This is a genomic window from Methanococcoides orientis, assembly GCF_021184045.1.
Classification (GTDB): Archaea; Halobacteriota; Methanosarcinia; order Methanosarcinales; family Methanosarcinaceae; genus Methanococcoides; species Methanococcoides orientis.
Genome location: NZ_CP073710.1, coordinates 794,729 through 809,379, shown reverse-complemented (window position 1 = coordinate 809,379; position 14,651 = coordinate 794,729). Strand labels below are relative to the sequence as shown.

General features: G+C 36.7%; 14 protein-coding genes and 1 tRNA gene. 9 read left to right on the top strand and 6 right to left on the bottom strand.

Features of this window, described 5'->3' with window-relative positions:
• The first annotated feature begins 145 nt into the window (after positions 1–145).
• Positions 146–1,012, top strand: coding sequence for a glycine betaine ABC transporter substrate-binding protein (locus J7W08_RS04030; RefSeq protein WP_233085356.1), 867 nt, complete (start codon positions 146–148; stop codon positions 1,010–1,012).
• Positions 1,013–3,205: 2,193 nt separating this feature from the next.
• Here the strand turns inward: J7W08_RS04030 and J7W08_RS04025 are convergent.
• Positions 3,206–3,745, bottom strand: a complete 540-nt coding sequence (locus J7W08_RS04025) for a hypothetical protein (protein ID WP_233085355.1) — start codon at positions 3,743–3,745, stop codon at positions 3,206–3,208.
• Positions 3,746–3,863: 118 nt separating this feature from the next.
• Between J7W08_RS04025 and J7W08_RS04020 the strand changes: the two genes are divergently transcribed.
• The 3 genes from J7W08_RS04020 to J7W08_RS04010 all read left to right on the top strand — a co-directional run bounded on the left by J7W08_RS04020 (position 3,864) and on the right by J7W08_RS04010 (position 4,757).
• Positions 3,864–4,184 (top strand): DUF2551 domain-containing protein, encoded by a 321-nt coding sequence (locus J7W08_RS04020; RefSeq protein WP_048194544.1) that lies wholly within the window; start codon positions 3,864–3,866, stop codon positions 4,182–4,184.
• Between the two features lie 27 nt (positions 4,185–4,211).
• Complete coding sequence (locus tag J7W08_RS04015) at positions 4,212–4,613, top strand: hypothetical protein (protein ID WP_233085354.1); 402 nt, start codon at positions 4,212–4,214, stop codon at positions 4,611–4,613.
• A gap of 68 nt (positions 4,614–4,681) precedes the next feature.
• A tRNA-Gln gene (locus tag J7W08_RS04010) sits at positions 4,682–4,757 on the top strand.
• A gap of 69 nt (positions 4,758–4,826) precedes the next feature.
• Here J7W08_RS04010 and J7W08_RS04005 read toward each other — a convergent pair.
• Positions 4,827–5,126, bottom strand: coding sequence for a DNA alkylation repair protein (locus J7W08_RS04005; protein ID WP_233085353.1), 300 nt, complete (start codon positions 5,124–5,126; stop codon positions 4,827–4,829).
• 499 nt (positions 5,127–5,625) lie between these two features.
• Between J7W08_RS04005 and J7W08_RS04000 the strand changes: the two genes are divergently transcribed.
• Both J7W08_RS04000 and J7W08_RS03995 read left to right on the top strand, forming a co-directional pair.
• Positions 5,626–6,150: a hypothetical protein gene (locus J7W08_RS04000; RefSeq protein ID WP_233085352.1), complete on the top strand. Its 525-nt coding sequence runs from the start codon at positions 5,626–5,628 to the stop codon at positions 6,148–6,150.
• Between the two features lie 152 nt (positions 6,151–6,302).
• The gene (locus tag J7W08_RS03995; protein WP_233085351.1) at positions 6,303–7,646 is read left to right on the top strand and encodes a hypothetical protein; all 1,344 of its coding nucleotides are present in this window, start codon (positions 6,303–6,305) and stop codon (positions 7,644–7,646) included.
• Between the two features lie 190 nt (positions 7,647–7,836).
• Here the strand turns inward: J7W08_RS03995 and J7W08_RS03990 are convergent, their stop codons facing one another.
• From J7W08_RS03990 to J7W08_RS03980, 3 genes are all read right to left on the bottom strand, one after another.
• Positions 7,837–8,691 carry an arsenite methyltransferase gene (locus J7W08_RS03990; RefSeq protein ID WP_233085350.1) on the bottom strand — a complete coding sequence of 285 codons (855 nt, stop codon included), beginning with the start codon at positions 8,689–8,691 and terminating at the stop codon, positions 7,837–7,839.
• Positions 8,692–8,740: 49 nt separating this feature from the next.
• A complete protein-coding gene (locus J7W08_RS03985) occupies positions 8,741–10,156 on the bottom strand; it encodes a radical SAM protein (RefSeq protein WP_233085349.1) in 1,416 nt (471 codons plus the stop codon).
• Positions 10,157–10,455: 299 nt separating this feature from the next.
• Positions 10,456–10,662 (bottom strand): hypothetical protein, encoded by a 207-nt coding sequence (locus tag J7W08_RS03980; RefSeq protein ID WP_233085348.1) that lies wholly within the window; start codon positions 10,660–10,662, stop codon positions 10,456–10,458.
• A 383-nt stretch (positions 10,663–11,045) separates the two neighbouring features.
• Here J7W08_RS03980 and J7W08_RS03975 point away from each other — a divergent pair, with 383 nt between their 5' ends.
• The gene (locus J7W08_RS03975) at positions 11,046–11,237 is read left to right on the top strand and encodes a TRAM domain-containing RNA chaperone (RefSeq protein WP_048194628.1); all 192 of its coding nucleotides are present in this window, start codon (positions 11,046–11,048) and stop codon (positions 11,235–11,237) included.
• Positions 11,238–11,607: 370 nt separating this feature from the next.
• Here the strand turns inward: J7W08_RS03975 and eif1A are convergent, their stop codons facing one another.
• A complete protein-coding gene (gene eif1A, locus J7W08_RS03970; protein ID WP_048194535.1) occupies positions 11,608–11,928 on the bottom strand; it encodes a translation initiation factor eIF-1A in 321 nt (106 codons plus the stop codon).
• Positions 11,929–12,623: 695 nt separating this feature from the next.
• On the opposite strand from eif1A, the gene J7W08_RS03965 reads away from it, so the two are divergent.
• Positions 12,624–13,373 carry an ABC transporter ATP-binding protein gene (locus tag J7W08_RS03965; protein WP_233085347.1) on the top strand — a complete coding sequence of 250 codons (750 nt, stop codon included), beginning with the start codon at positions 12,624–12,626 and terminating at the stop codon, positions 13,371–13,373.
• The gene (locus J7W08_RS03960; RefSeq protein WP_233085346.1) at positions 13,352–14,575 is read left to right on the top strand and encodes a SufB/SufD family protein; all 1,224 of its coding nucleotides are present in this window, start codon (positions 13,352–13,354) and stop codon (positions 14,573–14,575) included. Before J7W08_RS03965 ends, J7W08_RS03960 begins: the two co-directional genes overlap by 22 nt.
• Positions 14,576–14,651: the final 76 nt, after the last annotated feature.

The following is a 14,651-nucleotide window of genomic DNA, read 5'->3' as shown; positions in this document are numbered from 1 at the left end:
ATATCTACTTAGTATATTTTTATTGTTGAATCTCGGGTAAAATCTTATCATTTTTTTAATCATATTTATAAAGCAGAAACGAACATTGTATATATACAAAAATGAATTGCAGAATTCAAAAAATATTTCTACTTCAATCGAGACCATGAAATCAGTTACTTTGATCTTAATGTTAGTGCTGGCACTTGTTGCATCTGGTTGTGCCGAACAGGCCGATCAAAATAAAGACATTACAGTTTCTGAAAAGATAACAGTTGGTTATGTACTCTGGGATGGAGAGATTGCAAGTACCAATGTGATAAAACAGGTACTTGAAATGAAGGGGTATGAGGTAGAGATCAGAGCAGTTGATGCAGGAACACTTTACAAAGGTCTTGCTGAGGGAGATATTGATTTTACAACATCTGCCTGGTTGCCAGTCACCCATGAGAATTACTGGAATTATTATGGCGATCAGATCGTTAATGTAAGGCATAATCTAGAAGGGTGTCAACTGGGGCTTGCGGTTCCTGCATATGTTGAGATCGACTCTATCGAAGAGCTCAATGCAAACAAGGAAGTATTCGATTCTGAGATAATTGGTATCGATCCTAGTGCAGGTATTATGCGTAATACTATCACTACGATTGAGATATATGATCTTGATTACAGGCTCGTTCCAGGGAGTCAGGCTGCTATGACTGCTAAGCTTAGCAGGGCTATGGGTGCTAAGGAACCTATTGTTGTTACGTTGTGGTCTCCTCACTGGGCCTTCAGTCGATGGGACCTTAAGTATCTTGATGATCCTGAGGGCGTATTTAGTCTTGAAGATAATGTGGATACTCTTACACGTATAGGGTTTGAAGAAGACATGCCAGAAGTTCATCGTGTGCTCACAAAGTTCCACTGGTCGCATGAAGATGCACAGTTTGTAATGCTTGCTATGGAGTATGGCATGCATTCAGAAGAGGCTGCTGCAAAATGGATCGAGAACAATCCTGAAAAAGTAAATGAATGGCTTCGAGAAGACTGATGTCCTTCTCTCATTTTTTGTGTTTGACTCTTAGCCAATGTAATAATCCTGATGCAGGTGCAATACCTTATTAGAAGCATTCCGATCTAGATCGAGACCACCTCCTGATAAGATGTATAGAAATAAGGATACATCCGGTAATAACACGACAGGCGAGGATCTTGTTCGAAAAGAGTCTTTCTTTAAGCATTATTCGGGACGTGGGCCTTCCATTTAATATATGTTTAGTATCAGTTTTTTAGTTATATTCATAAACAAATATCCATTTTAATATTTATTTTATTAAATATCTATTTTTGTTTTACATATTGTAATATGTCTATTATTAATTGTATAGTCAATTTACATTTTGCAACAAGTACAATAATGATATAATAATAGTTATGATATAAAGTTTATTTTTAAATATAATTATTTCATAGTATACTTTTAAAGCAACTATGTATTATCATTTATTTTTATAAAATTTAAACATATTAATTGCACACATTATTCGATTTGGCAACTATGTCCATATAAACAAAATTATAAATGTCATATTAATTATGGGATCAAGCTGTTTTGCTTATAATTACCTGTGAGAAAGCAGTTATTATATTTATAATTTTAATTTTATAAGGCTATGTGTATCTATTAGTTTTTACACTAAATTGTCCATAGTATTAAACTTTAATTATGCTAAATACACATAGCGCGCAATTATTATAATATTTACTATGTTATAAATTATTGCAGTCCAATTTATACATTTAAAGATATACTTTTTTTATAATATATCATATTATACATATTTACAATTCTAGTTAATATATATGTTAGATTATACATAATCAATAATATAACCATAATTAGTTATTTTTTTTAAAACGTTATATTATTATGTATATTTTATTATATATTAAATGTTACGTCTGTTTATTAGAAGGAATTGTTTAATACAAAGTATACATTAAATGGCATGTTATACCTCATAATAAATTATATGTAATAAATAATCTATATTATTATATATGTTTACTTACGGTTTAATAAATATATGCCTATATTTATATAATAGTTTATTGTCTATTTAGTCTACATGTGAGAATCCGAATATTAGTCAATTCGCATAGCATTACTTTTGCAATTATATAACAATGTTGGGAATTAAATTAGAAATTCAGACATTTTTTAAAATACATATCTAATTATTTCAAAAAAATTCTACGTTTTTGATTTTATTTTTTTAAATTTCTGAGTTTTGTTCACAAATGACTCAGAAAAGTCTGTTCAAATAATGCCCGAGTTCCATTCATACATATTATATGAATAGCACGACCGACCGAGCTAAAACGTCCAATTGTGTGAACTTGTTTATTACAAACACTATATGAATACGGTGGTAAGATTTTGCAGACCCCCTATTCTCTGCAAAAAATAATCGAGAAATGCACAATAGATATGCCACTGCAATTCATACATACATACTTTAGGATACAAGGTTTCTATCTTTTTGACTTCTCAGTTATGCCACGTATGATCATTAAGCAGATCCAATTTGTCCTAATTATTTCAATTATATGTTCAAGCTTAGTCGATTATTACTCAAAAAATGACTATGCTTTTCTATAGTTTTTCAGATTACAACTGGTATAGGTTGCAACTAATATTCTGCTCACAAAGCATAGGCATTTTTCGCCCATATTTAATTGTTCTATTGAATCACATAAGTAAAAAGTGAGACATTATTTAATACTAAAGTATCACTCATGTTTTCGAGTTAAATTTTAGTAAAGACCTTCTTTTCTTCCTCTTTTTCTTGTAGTTAACAAAATATCCGCAATTATTTTTTAAAAATGTGCCTATGTGTTCTTTGCATTTTTCAGTTTGTAACATATACACTCTGCAATTTAAAAATGCCTAAAAAAACATAGGGCAAAATTGGGCAACATTTTTAAATTTAGTAGTCATTATAATAATCTATTATTTAATCATTTTTTCTCATCTAAAAAATTAATTATGTTTATTTTGTTTGGTCAGATTTTAACATTTATAATTAAATACATCTGTCAAACGTTTAATTTGTCATTTAGTATATAATTAAATAATAAATTTAAATTATATTTTTTAAATTAATTATTGTAATATTATACTATTACATATTGACTATTTATGTATTTTTACTTTCAAAAAGCGCAACTATAAGCCGAAATTTTAAATAGTGAGCTTAACTCCAAAAACATCTTCAAAAGTTTGATACTTCTTTCTGGCATTGTAAAGATATTGTCTTACACATTTCTCACCCTTTGCACGCGCAAAAAGTGCCGTGATCTCCGTGGGTGAAAAAATAGCTTCGATCTGTTTCATAGGGATGCTGTTCAATAGTTCCAGGTCATCAATTTCAGGTATTTCTGCATCTTTGGAACCTTGAGTATTAAGTCGCGTTTCAGATCGTTCATCGTTGTTTTTTTCAGAGACAGATCTGGTAAAGTGAGGAATAGCGATCTCACAGACCCAATTCCAGTCAGGATCATAAATGTTTGCGGAGAGAATTCCACAATTCGTACATTTGCCTGCAACAATGAATTCGTCATCTGTTTCATGATAACTGAGGCTTATAATGATTGATTCACAATTGCCACAAGTGCCAATCTCATTTTCCTCCAGCTCATAAGCAGGCACCTGTTTGCCTCCTGCGTAAAGTAGATTCTCTTTCAGATCGTAACTATAATTTCGAGTATCCGGAGTGGTCATTATAATTCCCCTTATGAATTAAGTATTCTGATACCAATTTTGCGTTATTATTTTACAAAGATATATATACTGCTATCTACATAATATGTGTTACTGTTCTTTAGGGAGAATACATATCATGGCATCTATTCGATCTAAAATTAAAGACCGACTTGAGAAATTCATTGAACTGGATGTTAATGGACTTAGGAGTTACGTCCTATCATTATTTTTAAACTTAAAGAAGTCTACTGTAGATGAATTGCACAAGACCATCACTAAAAAGTATGATGTTTCCAGAAGTGCAGTTGCTTCAATGGTGGGCTACATACATTCAAAGCTGGGAATTCTCAGATCCCATAAGGAATCTTACAAGACCCCTACAGTTTATTCTTTAAAGGAAGAATATGCTGATCTTTTACAATCAGAGCTTAGTTCTAAGGGGATTGCCGCAAGCTGATCTTTTATCAGCAGGCTTTGATCTTAAATGGTATCTGTAAAAGATGCTCCCAGAACCTCTACGACCTTAATGGTACGTTCCGATACAAATGCACGCATAACTCGCTCCAGAGATCCTTATTTTAGCCTTATGCGCCGTCTTTTCCAGGAAGATGCCACAGCCATGCGCGGGCAGAAGTTTCTGATAATGGTCGAAGAGCGCCAGAAGGCGGGCAATCCTATCAAGACCAGCGAATGGCAGGATGTCATAAAAGAGCTTGACATCGGCCGTGCCTCATTCTACGCGATGCGAAACAAGCTGCTTGGTGCTGGTATGATCACTAACAAGAACCATAAGTATCGATTATCAGGCCAGTTCAGCCACGATCTTATGGATATGGCAAGATGGTGGATGACAGCGATTCTGGACGAGAATCCGGATGATATGTGAGCCTTATTTAAGCACCACCCGATACCTTTATTAATTAGAATTACTATGTAGGAGCTGCAATCATAAGCAGCCCGGTAGTGTAGTGGTCAATCATGCAGGACTCTGGATCCCGCAACTTCGGTTCGAATCCGTGCCGGGCTACCAATTTCTTTTTTAGGTAATTTTTATTAATTTAAATATAATCTTATATTTCCTTTAGAGACCGTTCTACCATTATATATCAGCCATTTCACCTGGAAGTAAGTTTTTTAACTTTACTTTTTCTTCAGTATCGAAATACTTTATTGCATTTTCCAGACTCTCTTTTAAGAAATAGTTCTTATTATTTTTAATGAGGTTAACTACCAATTTCTTATCCAATTTTGATAGTTCCTGGGGAGCCCAGCCAACAGGCGTTTTCTCAAAACGCTCATATCTCCTGATCAGAACTTGGCAGGAATCAAGTATAATTTTCCTGAACTCTTCTTCTCTAGTCAAATTAACAAAGGAAACCAGTGAAACTCTAGCCTGCACACGTCCTCAGAAACCCTTCCGATTGCAATTGTCTTTGTACATAGCAATCCGTTTTCTTTTATGGGAGAACCTAGTACCCTTATACAAAACCAGTCACAAACGTTCTAATCATAGATGTGTTCATTTTCAAAAAGGCTTCCTAACTTAGGGATCAGTTTTCCCAGTCAAACTTATCGTACAGGTATTCCTGAAAGAACAGAAGTCCTGCAATCTGTGTCCTTCATCCATTTGTGATTGCAGGATGCTTATCATTTTATGATCTGAAAGCATGTTCATTTTTTATTTGTTGCATCACTTAAGGATTGTGTATAATGTGTGTTTTCCTATTTGCTTCAGATCATTGACAAAAAGGACTGATTTCTGTTTCATGTGTCGTATTGTACATCTATTCAGTTTTTCAATAGCAAAATATAAATACTTATAAAAGTTTTAGCTAATTTTACCGATGAATATGCGGGGTACTAAATCGATGAGGTCAGTCTTCAAATTAATATTATGTATGGCAATTGTGATTCTGTTGCTTACTACAGTAACTTTAATTGATATGGATGATGCATCAGAATCCATAAGAGGGGTAGCTGGATCTACACAAAATAAAATACCAACCATAGAAGACACTTTGATGTCAGAATTAGCTGAAGTATCACTTGAGTCTGAGGTAAGAATAGTTGGAATAAGTTACTACGAAGACATTGATGCAGTAGTTATCGGCCTTGAAAAAAAGACATATTCTGATAACGAACATTTGCGTAATGCAATGATCAATTCTATTTTTGAGATCATACCTGTAGTTCTTGATCATCAAGAAGAGTTGAATGGGACAAATATTGTATTTACCGGCAGCTCGATCTCGCTGACTGCAAGGGGCAGTCGTACAATGATGAAGATATTCCACACTGAGATAAATTATGATCTGGCTACCCATATCGATTGGAATAATTTTACTACTAATGAAGAGAAAGAGCAATTATTATTAGATGAATTTGAATACGTGTGGTGGCATGCAAGGATCAAAAGGGATTGATTGTTTTGTTGATGTTATCACTTTCAGTTTCTTAATTTCCCCTCATTTTAACTTAAATTCACTTTAAATTTATCCTCAATTTTCATTTTCAATTTGACGTTCCCAGACGAAATGGTATATAGTTTCCCACTAAAATAAAAATGGGGAATAATATGTCTGGTAATCTGAAAGAAGGGGACGTTTCTAAGGACTCGATCATTTCGTCGGCTCAGAATTACATTGGTTCTATGCTTAAGAGCCTTCCACAGAAATTGAAAGAATCAACTGGCGAGGTGGCTTTGAACATTATTTGTGAGGAAGTTCGTAAAATGCCTGTACCCCTTCTGGGTACTGTACTTGCTTCTACCATAAGGCGTACCTTCGGGGAAGAACAGGGCATGGGCAGAGATTATTCTGATGCTATCGAAATGCTAAGCAGTATTCAGGATTCGACCAGTTCATTTGAGAACGAATTGATGTCATACAATATTCAAATGGATGAGATCGCAAATGAGATCTCTCTTCTAAGGCAATTGCTAATGGAGAAAAAGGAGTCTTCATGTCTCTGGATTATCAGGCCTACTTTAGCTCTGGATTACCCTCAGGGGGATAATGAACTACAGTTCATACTGGCCAATACAGGTTCCGGATCAGTTATTGTGGAGGAGATCTTCTTGGAGATCGAAGAGTGGGAACCTGAAATCACAATTGATTATTCCTTGCCGGCAGCTCCATTGAACGTTGTTATGCTTGAGGCTGAGCTCAGCATACATGAAACGCAATACCCATTGCTTAAGCTGAACAATGAACCTGAGCGTACATTCAGTGCCAAAGGTGAAGGTGCAGATAAGGTCGTCATCAACATTTCATCCCTGGAAAATGCTCGTTATAGCCTTAGATTAAGGATACCTTATTTCGATATTGTTACAGGGGAATCTGGCACACTTTATTACCCGGACACCGATGAGGAGGCCTTTGTTGTTCCATTCTATTTTGCTCCGGGGTGGAAACATCTCGAGCCAGCTAACTTATTGGGCCGGGATATGATATTCCAGAAACTAAAAGAAAAGTTACAGGACATTCTTGCTGTCTTTGAGAACCATCCTGTTTCCGACCCATTGAGGGAGCAGAAGAATTGTGAAATCCTGGATGAGCTTCATATCTGGTACGATCCTGAGAATTCAATAAATCGTACATTCTATTTTTTAAGTATATTTATCCCTCCGTTTGTTAGCATAGCTGTCCTAGAGAAGGAACAGGGCGTAGTTGAACTGATTCTCAAACTCCTCTGTCATGAAGCAGAATATTTTGATGATCAGGTAAGGGATGAATACAGGAATGCGATCGAGGCTGGAAATACGGAATACTATATTCCGGAATATTTCGGAGATATGTTAATGCTTATCAATGATCCTGAGGCTGAACAATTAGTGAAAGATCTCATGCTTGAAACTGAGTTTAAACAGAGAATGGAATTGTCAGATCTGATATTATCGAAAATAAAGCCTCTGGATTGATTTTTTTGTATAAATTTAGACTTCTATTTAGATTCATATTTATGCATCCACCTATGCATGTATCTATGCATTATTTGTAACACTACAAAATAAAGCAGGAACATAGATTCTGCATAAATTAATGTGTTTTCAAAAAGAAAAAATAAATTGTGTCTGAGCCTTCAATAAGATCGAAGGCCCTATATGAAGTTTACATGGAAGATAAGGATGGTTTTGTCCCACCGACTTCAATGCTAACTACAGAACCTGTCATCTCTTCTGCTTCTTCCATAGAGAGGTTCATGTCCTTCAGGATAGAACTCATTTCATCAGGGGAGATCATTGCAACGATCAGGTCAAACGGATAGGTTGTTTCTTCTATTATCTCAATATCTGCAAATCCGGATCTTTTGATGATGGCCAGATAGTCTTTCTTTAAGATCGCACCTGAAATACAACTGATGTATGCTTCTGCGGATTCCCTGATCCTGTCTGGAATGGGGCTTAAGAGGGCAATGTCCGAAATAATGAAACGCCCACCTTCTTTCAGGACCCTGAATATCTCTCTGAATACTTTATCCTTGGAAGGGGAGAGGTTGATCACACAATTAGAGATCACAACATCAATGGAATTATCAGTAACTGGTAGGTCTTCAATATCCCCCAGTCTGAATTCCACATTAGTGTAGTCTCCTTTAGAGGCATTTTCAGTGGCTTTATCGATCATATCCGGAGTCATATCTACGCCGATGACCTTTCCCTCTTTTCCCACCCTGGCGGCAGCAAGAAAACAATCAAAGCCTGCACCTGAACCCAGGTCTAGAACAGTCTCACCCAATTTCAGAGATGCCAGTGCAGTGGGGTTCCCACAACCAAGGCCAAGGTTTGCGCCTTCCGGGCTCTCCTCAAGGTCTTTGTCTGAATAGCCCACTTCACGACTGATATCCTCCGCAATGCCACTAAGATCGCAACATGAATTTGAAGTTGGACAGCAGGGTAAGCCTGTTCTTGCTATTTCGGTGTAACCTTCCTTTACCATTTTCTTTATTTCTTTTGGATCCATCATAGCCCTCGATATTGGATATATTGTATGATCATTATTCCTGATAACTTCATTATTGACACATGCTCCTGAATTCGGAGGTCAATTTTTCCCTGTAGAGTATGTTGTACACGCAGAATGGTATCATCTGGCCATTAGGGAGGATCTCTGTTATACAGCATTTCTTCGATCTTTCCAGATCAAAATTATATTCGTCCATAAACGCATGGACTGAGATGAGAGTTATGTTGTCTATCATTTTACCGGCATCTGAAACCATGCCCGGGAACAAAGTGCAATTACATTTCTGCGTTCCATCGCCACAACACTTGTTAGTTTTGGACATAAGCACATTCAGAGTATTGATCGATCTTTCAATCTTGGATACAACTTTAAAATCTGCAACAGTGCGGTCAACAAGAAGGTCCCGACAGGCACTGGAATTCAGGAACTTAGTTAGTGATACCTTTTTTCCCATGTGGTCGTAAACATAGGCACAAACTGAACAGGTCGGATGGGGGCAAGGGATGCTAATGAAGTTATCTTTGTTTAGCACTCCTCCTGTCTGATCCTCGATCTCATCTAATATTTCAGGAATGGTTAGTCTCGTTTCGGTCTTTTTTTCCAGTTCATATCTTCCGGTTATTGTAGCTGGCTGGAAATTGACCATTTTGATGTTTGTTTTCCGGAGGGCAAGATCTATGATATGACCAATTTCCTGATCATTTACTCCCTTGACAATGGTGGCTACCAGAGCAACTGTCAAACCAAGTTTTTCACAGTTTTCAAGAGCCTTCATTTTGATATCGAGCAGAGGTCTTCCTCTGAGGGTAGTATAGGTCTTATCATCTAACCCGTCGAACTGAAAATAAATGACTGGTTTACCAATTCCGGATCCATCATTTTGTACGGTAGATGCTATCTTTTCTGCAAAATCCATGTCAGCAAGTTTTAATCCGTTGGTGTTCAGAACCGGGTATATGATATTCTTTTGGCCCATATATTCCAGGATCCTTAAGATATCCGGATGCAATGTTGGTTCACCCCCACTTATCTGGAGCACCTCGGGTTCCTTCTCACACTTAACGTAAAGGTCTATCATCTCCTTTACCTTTTCAAAAGGCAGCGTAAAATTTCCTCTTGAGTCTGCAAAACATACCGGGCAATTCAGATTGCACGTGTCGGTTATTTCTACGATTCCAACGCATGTGTGCTGTTGATGATCTGCACATAATCCGCAATCAAGGGGACATCCTTTAGAAACAGGGCTTTGGTAATGCAGAGGTTTTGAACTGGGCTTATTGCTCTTTAATGCATCAAGATAGGCTTTTGCATCCGAATAAACAAGAGTTTCGAACGACCCGTGCTCATCACAATTTTTAAGTAAAAATACCTTATTCTCATGCAGTATCATCTGGCAATCAATGACTTTAAGGCATTCCGGACACACACTTTTTGAGCTTCTTGTGATAATTTCATTAAGATCCAAGCCTTTTTGAGGCGAGCTGTCCCCATCCTGAAATATTTTAGAATCTTTATTAATTGTTAATTTCCCCTTTTATAGCAAATACAGCATCTGCTACACAATAATACCATTCTATAGTTTTTCTATTAAACTATATATAAGGATTACAATGGGATGATCGACATTTAGATTATCAAAATAGGGGTGAATGTCAGAAAGATCAATTATCAGAATAAGAATTACGTTGCATATAATGTAGAGATGACGGAATATATAAGGTTAAATGAATAATAACATCATGGTCAAGGAATGAATCCTTGATCTTACTCAGCTAATTTAAGCGTCTTAACTGCAGCATATCCTATCATGACCATTAAAGGAGCTATTATAAGATATGTGTTACTTTCAAAGAATACGCTCACCCCGGATTTCATTGCATTCATTTCCAAATGAATGAGTGTTTCTGCTAGTAAACCAAGTGATGCATATGCTAATATTATTAGACTATATGAATAGTATTTAGATTTCATCTGTATAGATCCCCCAATACTCTATGTATTTGATTTTTTAAATATATTGTATGTTGAGCATTCAAACCTATTAATAGCATTGTATAAAAGAATTTCGAATATCTCCTAGTTTTTTATATTTATTTTTAAATAACTACTTAAGATAAGGCAAAACCAAAATTATCGATCTGTTTTCTTTTCAGTTGATGTCGATAATATTATCCAAAAGCTTTATATGTAAATAAGGTGTCTTTAGATTGCTTTTAGAGGATTAACGCTGCTTTGATGAATATATAGGTTTGGATGGTATTGCTTTAACTGTTTTGCTATTTCTCCTTATGTTTACTAGTCTGGTTATTATCTTTTTAAGCACTTTAAAGGAAGTGAAATATTTGTTCAATAACATGGAATCCACTGCACCAGTAGAAGCTGGCGAGACATACGACGTAACAATTGAAGATATCGCAAGAGAAGGCGATGGAATCGCTAGAGTAAGCGGTTTCGTAATTTTCGTCCCAGGCGCAAAGGTCGGCGACGAAGTAACAATCAAAGTTACCAAGGTCATGAGAAAGTTCGCATTCGGCGAGCTCGTTTAATTACAGCTTTATAAGCTCAATAGTGGAAGATCGTATTATTCGATCTTTCATTATCACTTTTTTGATATTAGTTTTAGTTTCTGTTAGTCTCATTTATTCTAATTCTTGTTTATGTGATTCTTGATCATATTGATTCTTATTTTGAATTGTATTTCTAAATTATAATATCGTTTTTCGATCTATAATCACCTTTATTCTCATCCCTCCATATTTCTCAATCTAGTTGAAATATGGGCATAGCTACTGGCATGGTTACTAAATTTAACAAAATAATGAGAATCAATAATTATATTAAATAAAATTTGATACTGAGAACAGATTATAGGAATAGATTATGAAAAGAAATAATGAATGATCATACATTCATTATTTATTTCAGGTAACCCTTGCGCTGAAGCCAGTTTACCTGTGGCATTGTGTACTTCCAGATCACATCAGCTTTTGAATCCTGGAAAGACCATGGAGTAACTATTACAATATCGCCTTCGCGAACCCACATCCTTTTTTTCTTTGAACCAGGGATCCTACCCATTCTTACAACGCCATCCATGCATTGTAATGTGACTCTTTTTCCACCAAGCAATGTACCAACAGTTGCTAAGATCTCATTTTTATCCTTTCGTGGGGTACGAACTCTTGTAACTTCCGGAGTATCGGAAGCTTTGCCGCTTGCACCCTTATTTTTCCTCATATTGCTTCTATAATTCGCCAGATTAATTCCTCGTTGTTAGTGTGTAGATAATTAGAATGTATGTATAACATTCTGTCCTATTCTATAAACAAATAATGTGAAATATGTGAATTGTTACAAATCACCTGCACACTTAATGGGATATAATTCCATAAAGTTCACTGATATTATTTGTTGGAAGATTAGCCAAATATGATCAATATAATTTATCATTCAAAAAAGTGGAACTAATTTTTTTAATAACAAACCATGAGCATATTTGTTTATGGTATTAAACAAACTCAATGCATATAAAGTCTGTTGAAGAAATGGCAATAGTATAAACAATTTTACCCATTTTCAACTTGAAATTAAAGTTTCATATAAATATTCCCAAAAATCGCTGAGATTATCTTTCGGAAATAGCAGTTACTTTGCCGGAATTCGTTCTCATTTTCTGAAGATAAGCTATATATTCGATCAATCCCCATTTCACGCCGTTAACTCAAACACAAAAGCTTATCAGTAATGTCTATTAGACTAACGGCCTGAACATTTTTGTCGATAGAACTAAGTAACAGATACTCATGTTCTGATTTGAAAAATGCTATGGAATGCTACAGATTCTCAGTTATTAGTAACTGGTTAGATTTGATCTGTAATTTTTGTGTTAAATTCATAGGTAATTAATATCTCTTCAAAAAATTGGAGGAAACATGCTCGAGGTAAAAGATCTGGTAGTTGAGATTGGTGGCAGGACTATCCTGAACAAAGTCAATCTCAAAGTAGAGCAGGGTAGCACCACTGTTCTTTTCGGCCCCAACGGAGCTGGTAAATCCGCACTTCTCATGACGCTTATGGGATTTAGCGGTTACAATATTGTTAGTGGGCAGATAATATTCAAAGGTGAGGACATAACTAACCTTTCAGTTGATGAAAGAGCAAAACGAGGATTGGGTATCATGACCCAGAGACCACCTAACATGACAGGTGTTAAGCTCGAAACACTCGTGAGTGCAATATCAACGGACAATAGTCTCGACACTGAAGCGGTCGCAAAGAAGCTTGATATGGAGCGTTTCATGGAAAGAGACGTCAATGTTGGTTTTTCTGGTGGAGAGATCAAGAGGTCTGAATTATTACAATTATCAGCACAAAACCCATGCATGTATCTGCTCGATGAGCCGGAGTCCGGTGTTGACCTTGTGAGCATCGAAGAAATAGGCAAGACTATAGATGAACTTCTGAAAAGCAAGTCCAACTGTTTTGTTGACCATAACAGAAGGGGAAATTCCGCACTTATCATAACGCATACCGGTCAGGTATTGGACTATGTTGAGCCGGATATGGGCTACATACTTTGCAATGGTGCTGTTGTGTGCAAAGGTCATCCACGTGAAATGCTTAAGGAAATAAAGAGTCAGGGATATGGAGAGTGCATTAAATGCAAACGGGGACAGCTTTAAAGGAAAAGGCTGAAAAAGCCATAGCAAAGACTGCAATGTATGGAGAGGACTTCGATCTCAACGAATTTGAGGTCGGTACAAGAGAAGTAACTCAAACTGAAGATCTTGAGGACCTCGACAGTGAGTTTAAGCAGACACTTCTCAATGTAGGTGTTCTCCCTGATGAGAAAGAGCGTTCAGGCAGTTTCCTGATGCTGGACAATGCAATATCCCATTCTTCGATCAATGATCCTGATATTGAACTGATGTCCCTGCATGAAGCAATGGAGAAGCATGACTGGCTGGAGGAATATTCATGGAAGCTTGTTTCTGTGGATGCTGATAAGTACACTGCAAAAAGCTATCTTGAGAATGCTAATGGTTATTTCATTCGTGCACCTGCAGGTAAGAAAAGCTCTATGCCAGTACAGACCTGTCTTGTAACGGGTCATAAGGACGCGACACAGACCGTTCACAACATCCTTATTGTAGAGGAAGACGCACAGCTTGATGTCATTACAGGATGTACTACCAAGAAAGGCGTGGAAAGGGCAATGCACCTTGGAATTTCAGAGATATACGTCAAGAAAGGCGGTGTCCTTAACTTCACAATGATACACAACTGGGCCGAAGATATAGGCGTACGCCCAAGGACTGCTATCCATCTCGAAGAAGGTGCAACGTTTGTTAACAACTATATCCTGCTAAAGCCTGTGAGGTCAATTCAGTCCTACCCAACTGCCATCCTGAACGGAGAGGGTGCTTTTGCAAGGTTCCATACTATTGCTGTTGCACACCCCGGTTCAGAACTTGATCTTGGAAGCAGGGTAATTTTTAATGCTCCAAACACAAAGGCAGAGCTTGTTTCAAGGACCATCACTACAGGTGGTACGATCACTGCCAGGGGAGAGATGGTTGCAAACGAACCGCATTCAAAAGGTCATCTGGAATGCCATGGACTTGTACTTAACAACAAAGGTACACAGCGTGCAATTCCAATACTTGAAGCAAATGTAGATGATGTGGAGCTTACACACGAAGCTGCAGTCGGAAGGATCGCAAAAGAACAGGTAGAATACCTGATGGCACGTGGACTTTCCGAAGAGGATTCTGTAGGAATGATCGTTCGTGGTTTCCTTGATGTGGGCATAACCGGCCTTCCTGAAGAGCTTGCAGAAGACATTGACAAAACGATCGCACAGATCGGAAAGGATGCGATCTGATTACAGATTGGTCCTTTTTCATTCTTTTTTTGTTTATCACTTATTACGGATAATTATCCACTTTCAGGATATATAA